The 17,336-nt window shown below is 70.5% G+C and carries 15 protein-coding genes; all 15 read left to right on the top strand.

Translation table 11 applies throughout. The features are described from left to right. Positions 1–5: 5 nt before the first annotated feature. On the top strand, positions 6–941 hold the full coding sequence (locus SLINC_RS11465; RefSeq protein WP_067430321.1) for a carbohydrate ABC transporter permease: 936 nt from the start codon (positions 6–8) through the stop codon (positions 939–941). Next, entirely contained in the window at positions 938–1,834 is an 897-nt protein-coding gene (locus tag SLINC_RS11460) for a carbohydrate ABC transporter permease (RefSeq protein WP_067430319.1), read from the top strand. Before SLINC_RS11465 ends, SLINC_RS11460 begins: the two co-directional genes overlap by 4 nt. Further along, complete coding sequence (locus SLINC_RS47925; RefSeq protein ID WP_152039038.1) at positions 1,831–2,091, top strand: hypothetical protein; 261 nt, start codon at positions 1,831–1,833, stop codon at positions 2,089–2,091. Before SLINC_RS11460 ends, SLINC_RS47925 begins: the two co-directional genes overlap by 4 nt. After that, entirely contained in the window at positions 2,088–3,377 is a 1,290-nt protein-coding gene (locus SLINC_RS11455) for a pectate lyase family protein (RefSeq protein WP_067430315.1), read from the top strand. Before SLINC_RS47925 ends, SLINC_RS11455 begins: the two co-directional genes overlap by 4 nt. After that, positions 3,374–4,537 carry a Gfo/Idh/MocA family protein gene (locus SLINC_RS11450; RefSeq protein ID WP_067430312.1) on the top strand — a complete coding sequence of 388 codons (1,164 nt, stop codon included), beginning with the start codon at positions 3,374–3,376 and terminating at the stop codon, positions 4,535–4,537. Before SLINC_RS11455 ends, SLINC_RS11450 begins: the two co-directional genes overlap by 4 nt. Further along, positions 4,537–5,382 carry a DUF6807 domain-containing protein gene (locus tag SLINC_RS11445; protein ID WP_067430309.1) on the top strand — a complete coding sequence of 282 codons (846 nt, stop codon included), beginning with the start codon at positions 4,537–4,539 and terminating at the stop codon, positions 5,380–5,382. The genes SLINC_RS11450 and SLINC_RS11445 overlap by 1 nt, the downstream gene beginning before the upstream one ends. Positions 5,383–5,396: 14 nt before the next feature. Continuing rightward, positions 5,397–6,896: a glycoside hydrolase family 43 protein gene (locus SLINC_RS11440; protein WP_067445235.1), complete on the top strand. Its 1,500-nt coding sequence runs from the start codon at positions 5,397–5,399 to the stop codon at positions 6,894–6,896. A 29-nt stretch (positions 6,897–6,925) separates the two neighbouring features. Then, positions 6,926–8,935: a pectinesterase family protein gene (locus tag SLINC_RS11435; protein ID WP_067430307.1), complete on the top strand. Its 2,010-nt coding sequence runs from the start codon at positions 6,926–6,928 to the stop codon at positions 8,933–8,935. 115 nt (positions 8,936–9,050) lie between these two features. Beyond that, positions 9,051–10,394 (top strand): ABC transporter substrate-binding protein, encoded by a 1,344-nt coding sequence (locus SLINC_RS11430; RefSeq protein ID WP_067430304.1) that lies wholly within the window; start codon positions 9,051–9,053, stop codon positions 10,392–10,394. A 125-nt stretch (positions 10,395–10,519) separates the two neighbouring features. Further along, positions 10,520–11,320, top strand: a complete 801-nt coding sequence (locus SLINC_RS11425) for a rhamnogalacturonan acetylesterase (RefSeq protein WP_067430300.1) — start codon at positions 10,520–10,522, stop codon at positions 11,318–11,320. A gap of 32 nt (positions 11,321–11,352) precedes the next feature. Next, positions 11,353–12,666, top strand: coding sequence for a pectate lyase family protein (locus SLINC_RS11420; protein WP_067430297.1), 1,314 nt, complete (start codon positions 11,353–11,355; stop codon positions 12,664–12,666). A gap of 73 nt (positions 12,667–12,739) precedes the next feature. Continuing rightward, positions 12,740–13,861: a pectinesterase family protein gene (locus tag SLINC_RS11415; RefSeq protein WP_067430294.1), complete on the top strand. Its 1,122-nt coding sequence runs from the start codon at positions 12,740–12,742 to the stop codon at positions 13,859–13,861. 1 nt (position 13,862) lies between these two features. Beyond that, complete coding sequence (locus SLINC_RS11410; RefSeq protein ID WP_067430292.1) at positions 13,863–14,894, top strand: pectinesterase family protein; 1,032 nt, start codon at positions 13,863–13,865, stop codon at positions 14,892–14,894. Further along, the gene (locus SLINC_RS11405; protein ID WP_067430289.1) at positions 14,887–16,155 is read left to right on the top strand and encodes a pectate lyase family protein; all 1,269 of its coding nucleotides are present in this window, start codon (positions 14,887–14,889) and stop codon (positions 16,153–16,155) included. The genes SLINC_RS11410 and SLINC_RS11405 overlap by 8 nt, the downstream gene beginning before the upstream one ends. Beyond that, a complete protein-coding gene (locus tag SLINC_RS11400) occupies positions 16,148–17,302 on the top strand; it encodes a dienelactone hydrolase family protein (protein WP_067430286.1) in 1,155 nt (384 codons plus the stop codon). The genes SLINC_RS11405 and SLINC_RS11400 overlap by 8 nt, the downstream gene beginning before the upstream one ends. The last annotated feature ends 34 nt before the right edge of the window (positions 17,303–17,336 follow it).

Genomic DNA, 17,336 nt, shown 5'->3' with positions numbered 1-17,336 from the left:
CAGTCATGGCCCAAGCCGCAGCCGTGGCGAAACCGCCCGCGCCACCCCGGCGGCGCCGTACCTCCGCCACGCCCCGCAGGCTCCCGTACCTGCTGATCGCCCCGGCGGCCCTGCTCATGCTGGGCTTCATCGCCTACCCGGTGCTCAGCGTCTTCTACTACAGCCTGCAGAACTACAACCCCACCAAGCCGTGGCGCAACGGGTACGCGGGCTTCGACAACTTCGTCCACGCCTTCACCACCGACCCCGTCTTCTGGGACACCCTGGTCTTCAGCGCCAAATGGGTCGTCGTCGAGGTCGGCCTCCAGCTGCTGTTCGGGCTGGCGCTGGCCCTCATCGTCAACCAGACCTTCGCGGGCCGGGCGCTGGGACGGGCCATGGTCTTCTCCCCGTGGGCAGTCTCCGGCGTGCTGACCTCCGCGATCTGGGTGCTGCTCTACAACTCCCAGACCGGCATCACCCGTTACCTCGCGGACATGGGCATCGGCAGCTACGGCACCAGCTGGCTGTCGGACACCTCGACCGTCTTCCCGGCGGCGATCGTCGCCGACCTGTGGCGCGGTGTGCCCTTCTTCGCGATCCTCATCCTCGCCGACCTCCAGTCCGTCTCGAAGGATCTCTACGAGGCCGCCGAGGTCGACGGGGCCAGCCGGATCCAGCAGTTCTGGCACATCACGCTGCCGCACCTGAAGGACGCCATCGTCCTGTCCACGCTGCTGCGCGCGGTGTGGGAGTTCAACAACGTCGACCTGCTCTACACGCTCACCGGCGGCGGCCCGGCGGGGGAGACGACCACCCTCCCGCTCTACATCGCCAACACATCCGTCGACGCCCACAACTTCGGTTACGCGTCCGCTCTGACCACGGTCGCGTTCGTGATCCTGCTGTTCTGCTCGATGGTCTATCTGCGGCTGAGCAAGTTCGGAGGTCAGGACAAGTGATCACCAAGGAGGCCACCAAGGTGGCGCCCGCTCCCGCGCGCCCGACCCTGGACCCCCCGCGCCCGCTGAAGGCCGGCCACAACTGGGACGAGGTCCCGCGCTGGCAGATCTATCTGCCGCTGTCGATCTATCTCGTCTTCACCCTGATCCCGTTCTACTGGATCCTGCTCTTCGCGGTCCGCCCGCCGGGCTCGACCTCGCTGCTGCCCTGGCCGATGACGTTCCAGCACTTCGAGAAGGTGTGGACCGAGCGGTCCTTCGGCACCTACTTCGAGAACAGCGTGCTCGTCGGTGTCGCCACCCTGCTGATGACGACCCTCGTCGCGCTGGCCGGCGGCTACGCCCTCGCCCGGTTCAATTTCAAGGTCAAGCGGGCCTTCATGCTCGGCCTGCTGTGCTCCCAGTTCGTGCCGGGCGCGCTGCTGCTGGTGCCGCTGTTCGAGATCTTCGCCGAGCTCCAGATGATCAACTCGCTGGGCAGCGTCATCCTCGCGGAGACGGTCTTCCAGCTACCGCTGTCGATCATCCTGATCAGCAACTTCATCAAGAACGTGCCGTACTCCCTGGAGGAGGCGGCCTGGGTCGACGGCTGCAACAGGTTCACGGCCTTCCGGATCGTGGTGCTGCCGCTGCTGCGGCCCGGTCTGATCGCCGTCGGCTCCTTCGCCTTCGTGCACTCCTGGAACCACTTCCTGTTCGCCCTGATGTTCCTCAACAACCAGGAGAAGCAGACCATCCCGGTCGGCCTCAACACCCTGATGAGCGCGGACAGCGTCGACCTCGGCGCGCTCGCCGCGGGCGGCATCATCGCCGCCGTACCCGTGGTGGTCGTGTTCGCCTTCATCCAGAAGTGGCTGATCACCGGCTTCAGCGCGGGGGCGGTGAAGGGATGAGACTCCGTCGGACGAGCGCGGGGACGGGGGCGGCCGGGTCCGAGGACCTGGATCGCCCGGCCCACGCCGGTGCCCGGGGCGGCTCCCGCGACACCTCGGCCGCGCTGCACGGCCGGATGGTCGAGGGTGCGAGCGCGAGTGCCGGTGTCGGCACCCGCGTGGCGGGTGGCCGTCGACCCGGCAGGGCCGTCCGGCGGGCCGCGGGCCGTCGCGAGCGGTCGGTCCTGCGCCGCGACGCCGAGGCGGTGAGGGTATGAGGCTCCGTCACATCGTCGCTGTGGGAGCCATGTTGGGGATCCTGAGCATTCCCGCCCACGCCGAGGCCCGCGACCTCGGCCGCGACACCCTGCCCGCGAACGACGGGTGGGCCGCCGCGGGAGCGGGCACCACCGGAGGATCGGCCGCCGACGCGGACCACGTCTTCACCGTCACCGACCGCGCCGGACTGGTCCGCGCCCTGGACGGCGGCAGCGCCACCCCGAAGATCATCAAGATCGCCGGGACCATCGACGCCAACACCGACGACGACGGCGACCACCTGGACTGCTCCGACTACACCACCGGCGGCTACAGCCTCAGGAAGTACCTGGCCGCCTACGACCCCCGCACCTGGGGGTCCGCCAAGCCGAGCGGCGAGCAGGAGGTGGCCCGCCAGGCTTCCGCGAAGAAGCAGGCCGAGCGGGTCGAACTGCTCGTCGGCTCGAACACCACGATCGTGGGACTCAAGAGCGCCGTCCTCAAGGGCGCGAGCCTCCAGGTCAAGAACGCGGACAACGTCATCGTCCGCAACCTCGACCTGCGGGACGCCTACGACTGCTTCCCCGTCTGGCAGCCCAACACCGGCGGCCTCGGCGACTGGAAGACGGCCTACGACACCCTGTGGCTGTCCGGGGCGACACACGTCTGGGTCGACCACGTGACCCTGAGCGACAAGGGCCACCCGGACGCCGCCGAGCCCACCCACTTCGCCCGCAACTACCTGCGCCACGACGGCCTGCTGGACATCACCAACGGGTCCGACCTGATCACCGTCTCCTGGAGCCGGTTCGCCGGCCACGACAAGGCGATGCTCATCGGCAACGGCGACACGGCCACCGGCGACCGCGGCAGGCTCCGGGTGACCCTGCACCACAACGAGTTCGAGTCCGTCGTCCAGCGCGCGCCGCGCGTCCGCTTCGGACAGGTGCACCTCTACAACAACCGGTACGTCGTCCCCGAGGACGCCCACGACTACCGCTACTCGATCGGCGTCTCCACCGAGTCCGCGATCCACGCCGAGAACAACGCCTTCCACACCCCCGGCCACGTCGAGGCCGCCGACCTGGTCAAGAGCTGGAACGGCACCGCCCTGCACCAGCGGGGCACCCTCTTCAACGGCTATCCGGTGGACCTGCTCGCCATCCACAACGCCTACAACTCGGGCAGCGAGCGTGATCTCACGGCGGACGTCGGCTGGACACCTACCCTGCACACAAAGATCGACAGCGCCGCCACGGCCGACCGAGAGGTGGCACGCGGCGCGGGCGCAGGGAGGCTGCTGTGAGCTCTACGACCATCGACATCGTCCTGGCGGGCGCGCGCGGACACGGGCGCTGGCACCTGGACAACATCCGCAGGCTCCAGGACAAGGGCATCGTCCGTCTCGCCGGCATCTGCGAGCTGACCCCGCTGACCGGGGGCGAACTGCCCGAGGGCCTCGGCACGCCCGAGCAGTCCGCCGACTTCGGCGCGCTGCTGGACTCCACCGGCGCGCGGATCGCGGTGATCTGCACCCCGATCCCCACCCACACCGACCTGGCGCTCACGGCCGCCGCCAAGGGCGTCCACGTCCTGCTGGAGAAGCCGCCGGCCCCGTCGTACGCCGAGTACCGGCGGATGGCCGACGGGGTCGCCGCGGCCGGCGTCGCCTGCCAGATCGGCTTCCAGTCGCTGGGCTCGCACGCCGTGCCCGCGATCCGCGAGATGATCGCCGAGGGTGCGATCGGCGAGATCACCGGCGTCGGCGGGGCCGGCGCCTGGGCGCGCGCCGAGGAGTACTACCGCCGGGCACCCTGGGCCGGCCGGCGCCGCATGAACGGCGTCGACGTGATCGACGGAGCGCTGACCAACCCGCTCGCGCACGCCGTCGCCACCGGTCTCGCGCTGGCCGGGGCCGCCCGCGCCGAGGACGTCACCGGCATCGAGACCGAGCTGCTGCGCGCCAACGACATCGAGTCCGACGACACCTCCTGCGTCCGCGTCACCACCGCCGGGGGCCTGCCGGTGACCGTCGCCGCGACCCTGTGCGCCGAGCACCCCGACGACCCGTACGTCCTGGTGCACGGCAGCCGCGGCCGGATCACGTTCTGGTACAAGCAGGACCGCGTCCTGCTCCAGCGCGCCGACCACGGGCCCGAGGAGTACGAGTTCGGCCGCACCGACCTGCTGGAGAACCTGGTCGACCACCTCACCGACGGCGCCGGCCTGCTGGTCACCCCGGACGGGACCGGCGCGTTCATGAAGGTCGTCGAGGCGATCCGGCTGGCCCCCGACCCGGCCCCGCTGCCGGAGCAGGCCTGGCACCTGATCCCCGAGGAGAACCGCCGGGTCGTGCCCGGCATCGACGGCCTCGTCACGGCCGCCGCCGACACCCTCTCGCTCTACTCCGAGCTGGGCGCCCCCTGGGCGCTCGCTGCCGCGCCACCGAAAGAGGTGAGCACCTGATGACGACCAACGACTCACCGGTCCTGCGGATCGCGGGCCGCCCGGTCGGCCGCTACATCACCCGGCCCGAGCTGCCCGCCCGGCTCAGCCCTCGCCCCTACCTGCACCCCGTCACCACCCTGGCCGGCACGGCGGTCACCGAACTGAGCCCCGCCGACCACACCCACCACCTCGGCGTCGGTGTCGCTGTTCCCGACGTCGAGGGGTTCAACTTCTGGGGCGGACGCACCTACGTCCGCGACCGGGGGCCGACCGAGCTCGACAACCACGGAGCCCAGCGCCACACCACGTTCCAGCTGCGCGACCCGGACGGCTTCGTCGAGGAACTGCGCTGGGTCGCCGCCGGAGCCGAGCTGCTGCGCGAGCGCCGTACCGTCGCCGCCACCGAACTCACCGACACGGCCTGGGCGTTGGACTTCACCTTCTCCCTCACCAACGTCACCCCCGAGGAGCTGTCGATCGGGAGCCCGGCCACCAACGGCCGCCCCGGCGCGGCCTACGGCGGGTTCTTCTGGCGGGCCCGCAAGGAGCAGGAGGCGCCGGAGGTGTTCAGCGCCGACACCGAGGGCGAGTCGGCCCTGCACGGCACCCGCGCCGGGTGGATAGCCCTGGCCGGCGCCGCCTGGACGCTGGTCTTCGCCGGCGCCACGGAGCAGACCCGCCGTGACCCCTGGTTCGTGCGCACCGCCGAATACCCGGGCGTGGGCTCGTCGTTGGCCCACGACGCGCGGCTGCCGATCCCGCCCGGCGACACCGTGGTACGGCGGATCGTCACCGTGGTCGCGGACGGCCGCCTGGACCGGCACGAGGCGGCGGCCCTGGTGCGGAAGGCGGTCAGCCAGTGACGTACACGGACCCCATGACGTATACGAACCCGATCCTGAACGCCGACTGGTCCGATCCGGACGTCGTCCGCGTCGGCGACGACTTCTACCTCACGGCCTCCAGCTTCGGCCGCGTCCCCGGCCTGCCGCTGCTGCACTCGCGCGACCTGGTCAACTGGACCCTGGTCGGCCACGCCCTCGAACGGCTGGAACCGGGCGCGGAGTTCGCGGCGCCGCGGCACGACTGCGGTGTCTGGGCACCCTCCCTCCGGCACCACGACGACCGCTTCTGGATCTTCTGGGGCGACCCCGACCAGGGCATCTTCCAGGTCAACGCCCCCGGGATCAGGGGCCCTTGGACACGTCCGCACCTCGTCAAGGCGGGCAAGGGGCTCATCGACCCCTGCCCGCTGTGGGACGACGAGACCGGTGAGGCCTATCTGGTGCACGCCTGGGCGAAGTCCCGCTCGGGCATCAAGAACCGTCTCACCGGGCACCGGATGCACCCTGACGGGACGTCACTTCTCGACGAGGGCAAGGTGATCGTCGACGGGGACCGCATTCCCGGCTGGTTCACCCTCGAAGGCCCCAAGCTGTACCGGCACGACGGCTGGTTCTGGATCCTGGCGCCGGCCGGGGGAGTGGAGACCGGCTGGCAGGGCGCCTTCCGCTCGCGCGGCTTCTTCGGACCGTACGAGGAACAGATCGTCCTGGAGCAGAGGGACACCGACGTCAACGGCCCCCACCAGGGCGGCTGGGTGCGCACCCCGTCCGGCGAGGACTGGTTCCTGCACTTCCAGCAGAAGGGCGCCTACGGCAGGGTCGTCCACCTCCAGCCGATGCGCTGGGGCACGGACGGCTGGCCGGTGCTCGGCGACGAGGGCGCCCCCGTCGCCGTCCACAGGAAGCCGGACCTGCCCGAGCAGTCGGCCGCCGCCCCGGCCACCGACGACGACTTCCCCGGCGGACGCTTCGGACGTCAGTGGCAGTGGACGGCCAACCCGCAGGACGGCTGGGCCACCCAGCACTCCGGGGACGGCCTCCGCCTGGCCTGCGTCCGCTCGGCCGACGCGCACGACCTGCGCAAGCTGCCCCACGTCCTGACCCAGCGGCTGCCGGGCACCCCGTCCGCCGTCGAGGTCGATCTGACCCTGCACGGCGAGGAACCGGGCGCCCGCGCGGGCCTCGCGGTCCTCGGCGACGCGTTCGGCTGGATCGGCCTCCAGCGGGGCGCCGACGGTGAGGTCCACCTCGTGCACCGGTTCGCCGAAGCGGTCGCCGAGAAGGAACGGGACGCCGACCATCCGCGGCTCGCTCCCGAGGGACGGGCACGGCTGCGGATCGAGATCGGCGCCGGGGCGCGCTGCCGCTTCTTCTACGACATCGGGGAGGGCCCGACTCCCTCGGGACCGGTCTTCGCCGCCACCCCCTGGCGCTGGGTCGGCGCCCTGCTCGGACTGTTCGCCCTCGCACCCGCCGGACCGGGACACGCCGGCGCGGCGAGCTTCACCCGGTTCCGGATCACCCCGCTGTAACCCACCCCGTCCGCCTGTTGGGAGCCGCAATGACGCACTTCCGTAGCAAGCGTTTACTGAGACCGGGGCACGCCAGAGTCGTGGCCGCCGTGCTCGCCCTGGTGGGCGCCCTGTTCCTCGGGTCGCTCGGGGACGCCCGTGCGGCGACCCCCGCGCCGGCCTCCTCGTCGGTCCCGTCGCCGGCCTCCTCGGGTGCGGCCGACCGCTGGAGCGACCGGCCGCACGGGTTCGCCTCGCTGGCCGGCGGGACCACCGGCGGGGCGGGCGGCAAGGTCGTGACCGTCACCGACCAGGCCTCGCTGGCCGCGTACGCGGCGGCGCCCGAGCCGTACGTCATCCGTGTCCAGGGCACGATCACCGCGCAGCCCTTCGGCGCGAGCGTCACCGTCGCCTCGGACAAGACGATCGTCGGCGTCGGCACGGGCGGTGAACTGGTGCAGGGCGAGTTCCACCTCGCACCCGGCACGCACAACGTGATCATCCGCAACATGACGATCCGCGACTCGGCGGTCGAGGGCAACTGGGACTGCAAGGACACCGACTTCGACGGCATCCAGATGGACACCGTCCACCACGTCTGGGTCGACCACAACCGCTTCTCGAACATCTGCGACGGGCAGCTCGACGTCCGCAAGGACAGCGAGTACATCACCGTCTCCTACAACCGCTTCGAGAACAACAACAAGACGTTCGGGCTGGGCTGGACCACCAACGTCAGGACGCAGATCACGATCGACCACAACTGGTTCGCGAACACCAAGCAGCGCAACCCGTCCGTGGACAACGCGGCCTACGCCCACCTCTACAACAACTACCTGACGGCACAGGTGGATCCCGGCGACCCCGTGTGGACGTACGGGAACTGGTCGCGCGGCCGGACGAAGATGGTCATCGAGAACAGCTACTACCAGGACGTCCAGCACCCCTACCAGGCCGACGCCACCGCCGAGTTGGTGCAGCGCGGGTCGATCCTGCGGAACACGAGCGGACGGCACGACGCGTGGGGCGCCGCCTTCGACCCGCGGGAGTTCTACGCCTACCGGCTGGACCCGGCGGCCGCCGTCCCGGCGCTGGTGAAAAAGTTCTCCGGCCCGCAGAAGCGGATCGGGGTGGCCCTGCGGGTCCCGGCCGACCACCCGACCGTGCAGGCCGCCGTGGACGCCGTGCCCGCCGGCAACACCGTGCCGGTGACGATCGCGGTGGCTCCGGGGACGTACCGGGAGAAGGTCCTCATCCCCGCGACCAAGCCGAACATCGTGCTCCAGGGGACTGGACAGGACCGGTCCGACACCGTCATCGTCTTCGACACGCCCGCCGAGTACGGGGGTTCGACCGGCAGCGCGACGGTACGGATCGCGGCGAACGACGTCACCGCCCGCAACCTCACCTTCAGCAACGACTTCGACGAGGCCGCGGTCGAGCTGAAGGGCGAGCAGGCCCTCGCCATGAAGACGACCGGCGACCGGATCGTCTTCGAGGACACCGCGTTCCTGGGCAACCAGGACACCCTGATGACCGACAGCCCCAAGCTGGACGTGATCAGCCGGGTCTACGTCCGCGACTCCTACATCGAGGGCGACGTCGACTTCGTCTACGGACGGGCCACCACCGTCGTCGAGCGGTCCGTGATCCGGGCGCTGAGCCGGGGCTCGGACAGCAACAACGGCTACATCACGGCCGCTTCGACCTGGACCGGCAACCCGTACGGCTTCCTGATCACCGGTTCGCGGATCGTGAGCGACGCGCCGGCCGGGACCTTCCACCTGGGGCGGCCGTGGCACCCGGGCGGGGAGCCGAACGCCGTCGCCCAGGTGCTGATCCGCGACACCTGGCTGCCCGCCGCGATCAAGTCCTCGCCGTGGACCGACATGAGCGGCTTCTCGTGGAAGGACGCGCGCTTCACCGAGTACCACAACCGCGGGCCGGGCGCCGGGGTGACCGCGGACCGGCCGCAGATGAGCGACACCGCGGCCCGGGACCACACCGTCGCCGACTACCTCGCGGGCACCGACGGCTGGGCGCCGTACGCCCGCCACTGACCCCCACAACTCCATAGCTCCACCCCTGCACAGCACCACCCCTGCACAGCCCCACAGCCCCACCTGAGCTTCGCTCCATCAAGAAGTGTTTGAACCAGAAGAAGAGAGCCGACCAATGAAGATCAGCATCCGCAGAAGCAGGCGCGCCGCCGTGGCCGTCGCTCTGGGCTCCGTCCTCGCCCTGACCGCCACCGCCTGCGGTGACGACGGCAGCGGCACCGGCGGTGACAAGGGCGAAGAGGGCAGCGGCAAGGGCGAGATCGTCTTCTGGGACAACAACGGCGGTGTGCGCACCGACATCTGGAAGGAGGTCATCGCCGACTTCGAGAAGGCGAACCCGGACATCAAGGTCGAGTACGTCGGCATCCCCTCCACCGACTACCAGTCCAAGGTCGACACCGCCCTCCAGGGCGGCGGCCTGCCCGACGTCGGCGGTGTCGGCGCCGCGATGCTCGCCGGCTTCGCCGCCCAGAACGCCCTGGAGCCGCTGGACGACCGGCTCACCAAGTCCTCGCTGAACGGCAAGATGAACGAGGACATGGTCAAGTCGCTGAAGGCGGCCGGCGGTGGTGACGGCACGCTGTACTCCATCCCGACCTCCGCCAACAACGGCGTCCTGTACTACCGCACCGACCTGTTCGAGCAGGCGGGCCTGGACGCGCCCACCACCTGGGACAAGTTCTACGAGGCCGCGGACAAGCTCACCGACGCCAAGAAGAACGAGTTCGGCTACACCATCCGCGGCGGCGCCGGTTCCATAGCCCAGGCGCTGGACGCGATGTACGGGCAGAGCGGGATCACCTCGTTCTGGAACGGCGACAAGACGACGGTCAACGACCCCAAGAACGTCGCGGCGCTGGAGAAGTACGCGGCCCTCTACAAGAAGGTCACCCCGGCCGCCGACCTGAACAACGACTTCACCAAGATGGTCGCCCAGTGGGATTCCGGCACGATCGGAATGCTGAACCACAACCTGGGTTCCTACCAGGACCATGTGAAGGCGCTCGGGGTCGACAAGTTCCGGGGCATTCCGCAGCCGACCGGTCTCGCCGGCAAGCGGGTCCAGGTGTCCAACCCCGTCGACGGACTGGGGCTGTTCAAGAGCTCCAAGAACAAGGAAGCGGCCTGGAAGTTCATCGAGTTCGCCACGTCCGCCGCGGAGAACTCGAAGTTCAACAAGTCCGCGGGCCAGGTGCCGTCGAACACCGACGCGGCCAAGGACGCGTGGGTGTCGGAGGCGGAGCCGACGAAGCTGGCCGCCGCGGCGCTCAGTGACGGGTCCACGACGATCGTGCAGCTGCCGTACTACCTGCCCGACTGGAACACGATCTCCAAGGCCGACAACGAGCCGAACCTCCAGAAGGTGCTGCTCGGGGACATGAAGGCGAAGGAGTTCCTGGACACGCTCGCCGACCAGCTGAACACGGCGCAGGCGGAGTGGAACGAGCGGAACGGCTGAGACTTCGGTAACGCACGTCAAGCACCGCCCCGCGCCCCTGAACACCAGGGGCGCGGGGGTTACCCCCCACGTGAAAGGCACCACCGCACAGATCTAGTTCGCACGCCTTTGAGAAAGGCACCCCCGTGTCACTCACCCGCAGACAAGTAACCACCGCGGCAGTCGCGGCCGTTCCCCTCGGCCTCGCCGCGACCGGCACTGCCCAGGCCTCCGGAAGCCGCCGTTCCCGGACCCTCTACATCGCCGGTGATTCCACCGCGGCCCAGAAATACGCCGCCGCCGCACCCGAGACCGGGTGGGGGATGGCGATCCCGTTCTTCCTGCGCAAGGGGCTGGCCGTCGCCAACCACGCGGTGAACGGGCGCAGTTCGAAGAGCTTTGTGGACGAAGGGCGGCTGGACGTCGTCCTCGGCGCGATCAGGCCGGGCGACTTCCTGGTGATCCAGTTCGCGCACAACGACGAGAAGGCCGAGGATCCCACTCGGTACACCGAGCCCTGGACGACGTACCAGGACCATCTGCGTCTCTATGTCGAGGGCGCCCGTGCGCGGGGCGCCCGGCCGGTGCTGGCGACGCCGGTGGAGCGCCGCAGGTTCGACACGGGCGGCAAGGCCGTGCCGACCCATGGCGAGTATCCGGCGGCGATGCGTGCGCTCGCCGAGCAGGAACGCGTCGCGCTGCTCGACCTCCAGGCCCTGTCGCTCGCGCTGTGGCAGGAGCTCGGTGTCGAGGGCACGAAGACGTACTTCAACTGGACGGCGACCGAGCAGGACAACACGCACTTCAACCCGCCCGGCGCGATCGCCGTGGCCCGGCTGGTGGCGCGTGAGCTGCTGCGCACCCGGGTGCTGGCCCCGCAGGACGTCCGCCGGCTCGACCAGGTGATCCCCGAGTCGTGGATCACCTGGCCACAAGCCGCCGCGTAACCATCCCGAACCGCAGAGAAGAGAGCCGCACCATGAACACACAGGTCTGGCATGGGCATGCCATGAGAAAGTCCGCCGTGCTGATCGGCTGCACCGCGCTCGTCCTCGGTCTCACCGGCACCGGTGCCGAGGCGGGTTCCCGGGACCTCGGCCGCCAGGTCCTCGGCGCCAACGACGGCTGGGGCTCCGAGGGCGCCGGCACGACCGGCGGTTCGGCCGCCGACGCCGAGCACGTCTACACGGTCACCACCTGGGCGGAGTTCAAGGCCGCGCTCGCCGCCGGCGGCACCGCACCCAGGATCATCAAGGTCAAGGGCATGATCGACGCCGTCTCGGAGGGCTGCGAGGCCTTCGTCACCGGCGGCTACGACCTCCAGCAGTACCTCAAGGACTACGACCCGGCCGTCTACGGCAACGACAAGGTCGCCATGGGGCCGCAGGAGGACGCGCGGGTCGCGTCCATGGCCAACCAGAATGCGCAGATCAAGGCCTTCGTCCCCAGCAACACCACCATCGTCGGCGTCGGGAAGAACTCCGGCATCCTCGGCGGCAGCCTCCAGATCTTCGGCGTCTCGAACGTCATCCTGCGCAACCTCACCATCGAGGCCCCGCTCGACTGCTTCCCCAAGTGGGACCCGACCGACGACAACAACACCGGCAACTGGAACTCCGAGTACGACACCGTGGTCGTCTACGGCACGGACCACGTGTGGCTCGACCACAACACGTTCACCGACGGCCGCTTCCCCGACAGCGAGCGGCCCGTCTACTTCGGCAAGGTCTTCCAGCAGCACGACGGGCTGACGGACATCGTGCGCGGCTCCAACCACGTGACCGTGTCCTGGAACCGCTACGAGAACCACGACAAGAACATGCTGATCGGCAACGGCGACGGCCTCGCCGCCATCGACGCCGGCAAGCTCAAGGTCACCATGCACCACAACCGCTTCGACGGGATCCTCCAGCGTTCCCCGCGCGTGCGGTTCGGGCAGGTCGACGTCTACAACAACCACTACGTGGTGAACGAGGAACAGCAGGACGACTACTACATCTTCGGTGTCGGCATCTCCTCGCAGCTCCACGCCACCGACAACGCCATCTCGCTGCCGCCCGGGGCGAGCGTCGGCAAGGCTTTGAAGAAGTGGAGCGAGGCCCCGCTGACCGCCGAGAACAACTACGTCAACGGCAGGCGGACCGACCTGATCGCCGTCCACAACGCGGAGATCCCGTCGGAGACCCTCCAGTCGGGCGCCGGATGGAAGCCGACCCTGCGGACCAAGGTCGACCACCCCAAGGCGGTCCCGGGGATCGTCGCGTACCGCGCGGGCGCCGGCCACCTGCGCTGACCCCTCTCCCGACCGGGCCGGGGCGCGCAGCCCCGGCCCGCACCCCCGAAAGAGCCAGCGAAGGAGCACCCGCATGCCCTCGCCCGAACGCCGACTCCCCTTCTCCAGAAGGGGGTTCCTGACCGCGAGCGCCGCCCTCGGCCTCGCCTCGCTCCCCACCCGGGCCACCGCCCGCCCCCGCCCCTTCGGCCGCTACGGTTCCCCGGCCGCACGCCTCACCCCGACGACCCTCTACGTCGACCAGGTCGGCCGGGGTGACCACACCACCGTCCAGGCCGCCGTGACCGCGGCCGGCGGCAGCGGCTGGACGCTGGTCATCGCGCCGGGGACGTACCGGGAGACGGTCGCCGTCGACGCGAGCCGCACGGAGATGACCTGGCTCGGCGCCGGCACGGACGCGCGCGAGGTCGTGATCGTCTACGACAACGCCGCCGGCACCCCGAAACCCGACGGCTCCGGCACCTACGGCACCACCGGCTCCGCCACCACCACCGTGAAGGCCGACGGCTTCACCGCCCGTCACCTCACCTTCGCCAACGACTGGCTGCGCGCCGACCACCCCGGCATCAGCGGCACCCAGGCCGTCGCCATCAAGGTGCAGGGCGACCGCTCCGCCTTCCACCACTGCCGCTTCCTCGGCCACCAGGACACCCTGTACGCCGACTCCATGGCCCTGACCGTCTTCGCCCGCCAGTACTTCTCGCACTGCTACGCCGAGGGCGACGTCGACTTCGTCTTCGGCCGGGCCACCGCCGTGTACGAGAACTGCCACTTCCGGACCCTGACCCGGACCGACCTGACCTCGGCCCCGTACGGCTTCGTCTTCGCGCCCTCCACGGCGGGCGCCAACCCGCGCGGATACCTCGTCACCCGCAGCCGGGTGAGCAGCGAGGCCCCCGACGGCCACTACAAGCTCGCCCGCCCCTGGGTGCCCAGTTCCGACACCACCGCCCGCCCGTCGCTCGTCGTCCGTGACACCCGGCTGGGCCCCGGCATCGACGCGGTCGCGCCCTACGCCGCCATGTCGGACTCCTTCCCCTGGCAGAACCAGCGCTTCGCCGAGTACCGCAACAGCGGACCGGGCGCGGCGGTCACCGTCCCCGCGAACCGCCCCCAACTCACCGCCGAACAGGCCGCGTCGGCGACCCGCGCGGCCTACCTCGGCGACTGGGAGCCGTGGAAGGAGCCGTGCTGACATGCGCAGACGCACCCTGCTGACGGGCATCGCCGGGGGACTGGCGGCCGTCGGCGCGGGGGCCGCTCCCGCGCTCGCCTCCGGCCGCCGGGTCCTGCACGTGCGCCCCGGCGACTCGGTCCAGGCGGCCGTCGACGCGGTGGACGGACCGGGCTGGACGATCGTCGTGCACCCGGGGACCTACCGCGAAGTCGTCAACATCCCAGCATCCAAGGCGGAGTTGACCCTGCGCGGCGCCACCCGCGACCCCCGCCGCACCGTCATCGTCTACGACAACGCCAACGGCACCCCCAAGCCCGACGGCTCCGGCACCCACGGCACCGCGGGCTCCGCCACCTTCACCTCGGCGGCCCCCGGCCTCACCGTCCGCGACCTCACGCTCGCCAACGACTGGCTGCGCGCCGACCACCCCGAGATCACCGGCACCCAGGCGGTGGCGTCCTACACGTACGGCGACCGCACCCACTTCGAGAACGTGCGCCTGCTGGCCCACCAGGACACCGTCTTCGTCGAGACGACCGCGCTCGGTGCCTTCGACCGGCAGTACTTCCACCACTGCTACATCGAGGGCGACGTCGACTTCGTCTTCGGCCGGGCCACCGCCGTCTTCGAGGAATGCCACTTCCATACCCTCCAGCGGGACGTGGCCTTCACCCCCAAGGGCATGGTCTTCGCCCCGTCCACCGCCCGCGCCAACCCGTACGGCATCCTCGCCCTGCGCTCCCGCATCACCTCGGGCGCCGAGGACGGGGCGTACAAGCTGGCCCGGCCCTGGGTGCCGACGTACGAGACGACGGCCTGGCCCTCCCTCGTCGTCCGGGACACCCGGATCGGACCCGGCATCGACGCGGTGACGCCGTACACCAACATGCGCGAGGCGTACCCCTGGCAGACCATGCGCTTTCGGGAGTACGGCAACTCCGGTCCCGGCGCGGTGATCACGGTCCCGGAGAACCGGCCCCTGCTGACACCGGCGGAAGCCGCGTCGCACACCAGGCGGACGTATCTGCGCGACTGGCGGCCCCGTGCGTAGGGCGGCGGCCGCCGCGCTGCTGGCGGGCCTCCTGCTGACGGCGGCCCCGCCGGCCTCCGCCGCAGGGCGCGGCCCGGAAGGCTGGGCCGCCGGGACCACCGGGGGAGCGGGCGGCACGACGTGGACGGTGCACACCCGCGCCGAGCTCAAGGAGGCCCTGGCGAACGGCGGCGACCCCGCCACGCCCAAGGTGATCCGGGTCGTCGGGGACATCAACGGCCATGAGGCGGACGACGGTTCCCTGCTAGGGGAGCAGGACTACGCGCCCGGCTACGACCTCGGGCAGTACATGTCCTGCTTCGGCGAGGACGGCACCACCTGGTCCGACACCCGGTACGACTACTGCAAGCGGCAGCGTCAGCTCCGCCAGACCGGGTCGAACCGGGAGAAGGCGCAGATCCAGCTGACCGTGCCGAGCAACACCACGCTCGTCGGCGCCGGTGGCGACGCCCGCCTCCTCGGGGTCTTCCTCACGGTCAACACCGGCACGAACATCATCGTCCGCAATCTCCATCTCGAAGCCCCGGTCGACCACTTCACCACCTGGTCGCCGGACGACGGGACGCAGGGCAGCTGGAACGCCCGCTTCGACGCGCTGAGCGTGATCACCGGCAAACACCTCTGGGTCGACCACTGCACCTTCACCGACGGCCGCTTCCCGGACCGCGAGGCGCCCCTCGGCTTCCACGGCGAGCGGGTCGGACGGCACGACGGACTGCTGGACATCGAGGACGGCTCCGACTTCGTCACCGTCTCCGACAGCCGGTTCACCGACCACGACAAGGCGATCCTCATCGGCTCGGGCGACGGCCGCGGCGACCGCGACCGCGGCCACCTCAAGGTCACCCTCGTCAGGAACCTCTTCACGGACATCGCGCAGCGCGCCCCGCGCGTCCGCTTCGGGCAGGTGCACGTCGTCAACAACGTGTACCGGGGCCGGACCCCGCTCTACGCCCTCGGTGTCGGCGTGGAGTCCGCGCTCTTCTCCGAACGCAACGTGTTCCGCCACCGGGGCGGCACCCCCGCCCTCGCGGTCGCCGACTACGGCGGCGAGCACTTCCGCGACACCGGGTCCTGGTTCAACGGCCGCCCCGCCGGACTGAACGCGGTGGCCGGCGCCCTCGGCCTCGGCGGCGAGGTCGGCTGGGATCCGGCCGACGTCTACGACTACCGCGTGCTCAAGTCCCCCTCGGCCGTGGAGCGTCACGTGCTGCGGCACGCCGGGGCGGGTCGCGCGAAGGAAGGCAGGCCGCATGAGTGAGCCGCTCGGCCGCCGGACGTTCGTGGCGGGAGCCGCGGCGGCGGCGTTCCTCGGGGCGGGCTCCGGGAACGCGGAGGCCGCCGACCTGGTGGGAGGGAATCTGCCCGGCTTCTATCCGGCCCTCAAGAACGAGCTGAACTTCCCGCTCGCCTGGGGCACTTCACCCGTCCGTGATTTCAAGGCCTGGCGCAGGGCCGCCCGGACGGTGGTCGAGGAACACCTCATCGTCCCACGCCAGAACAGCACACGGTACACGCCGGAGTTCACCTCCGGCCCCCAAGGCGACGGCTACTCAAGGGAGTTGGTCACCCTCTCCCTCACCCGCCACGAACGCGTCCGCGGCGCCCTGCTCACCCCGCACGGCCCCGGCCCCTTCCCCGCCGTGCTGCTCCTGCACGACCACGGAGCCAGGTTCGACATCGGGAAGGAGAAACTGATCCGCCCCTGGTACGACGACACCCGGCTCTCCTCCGCACAGGCCTGGGCGGACAAGTACTTCAGCGGCCGCTTCGTCGGCGACGAACTGGCGAGGCGCGGATACGTCGTCCTCTGCCTGGACGCCCTCGGCTGGGGCGACCGCGGCCCGCTCACCTACGACCAACAGCAGGCGCTGGCCAGCAACTTCTACAACCTCGGCTCCTCGCTCGCCGGGCTCATGGCCCGCGAGGACGCCCGCGCCGCCGGGTTCCTGGCCGGCCTGGACCGGGTGGACGCCCGCCGGGTCGCCGCCCTCGGCTTCTCCATGGGCGCCTACCGCGCCTGGCAGACGGCCGCGCTGACCGACACCGTCGCGGCCACCGCCGCCGTCTGCTGGATGACCGGCCTGAAGGAAATGATGGTCCCCGGCAACAACACGCTGCGCGGGCAGTCCAGTTACTACATGCTCCACCCCGGGCTCCCCCGGTTCCTCGACTTCCCCGACGTGGCGAGCATCGCCGTACCCAGGCCGATGCTCTTCTTCAGCGGCGCCCTGGACACCCTCTTCCCCGCCGACGGCGTACGGGTGGCCCACGACAAGCTGACCGCCGTCTGGCGCTCGCGCCACGCCGAGGAGCGGTTGCGCCTCAAGACCTGGCCCGACCTCGGCCATGTCTTCGTCGACCGCATGCAGGACGAGGTCTACGCCTGGCTCGACAGCGTCCTGTGACCGTCCCCCCGCTCATCTCCCCACAGCACGACGA

It is taken from the genome of Streptomyces lincolnensis (assembly GCF_001685355.1).
Taxonomy (GTDB): Bacteria; Actinomycetota; Actinomycetes; order Streptomycetales; family Streptomycetaceae; genus Streptomyces; species Streptomyces lincolnensis.
This window is presented reverse-complemented; position numbering and strand designations above follow the sequence as displayed.

Bases quoted from the DNA above. Each gene is read 5' to 3' on its own strand.
- SLINC_RS11465 (WP_067430321.1), top strand. From the start codon at position 6: ATGGCCCAAGCCGCAGCCGTGGCGAAACCGCCCGCGCCACCCCGGCGG.
- SLINC_RS47925 (WP_152039038.1), top strand. From the start codon at position 1,831: ATGAGACTCCGTCGGACGAGCGCGGGGACGGGGGCGGCCGGGTCCGAG.
- SLINC_RS11455 (WP_067430315.1), top strand. From the start codon at position 2,088: ATGAGGCTCCGTCACATCGTCGCTGTGGGAGCCATGTTGGGGATCCTG.
- SLINC_RS11445 (WP_067430309.1), top strand. From the start codon at position 4,537: ATGACGACCAACGACTCACCGGTCCTGCGGATCGCGGGCCGCCCGGTC.
- SLINC_RS11440 (WP_067445235.1), top strand. From the start codon at position 5,397: ATGACGTATACGAACCCGATCCTGAACGCCGACTGGTCCGATCCGGAC.
- SLINC_RS11435 (WP_067430307.1), top strand. From the start codon at position 6,926: ATGACGCACTTCCGTAGCAAGCGTTTACTGAGACCGGGGCACGCCAGA.
- SLINC_RS11430 (WP_067430304.1), top strand. From the start codon at position 9,051: ATGAAGATCAGCATCCGCAGAAGCAGGCGCGCCGCCGTGGCCGTCGCT.
- SLINC_RS11420 (WP_067430297.1), top strand. From the start codon at position 11,353: ATGAACACACAGGTCTGGCATGGGCATGCCATGAGAAAGTCCGCCGTG.
- SLINC_RS11415 (WP_067430294.1), top strand. From the start codon at position 12,740: ATGCCCTCGCCCGAACGCCGACTCCCCTTCTCCAGAAGGGGGTTCCTG.
- SLINC_RS11410 (WP_067430292.1), top strand. From the start codon at position 13,863: ATGCGCAGACGCACCCTGCTGACGGGCATCGCCGGGGGACTGGCGGCC.
- SLINC_RS11400 (WP_067430286.1), top strand. From the start codon at position 16,148: ATGAGTGAGCCGCTCGGCCGCCGGACGTTCGTGGCGGGAGCCGCGGCG.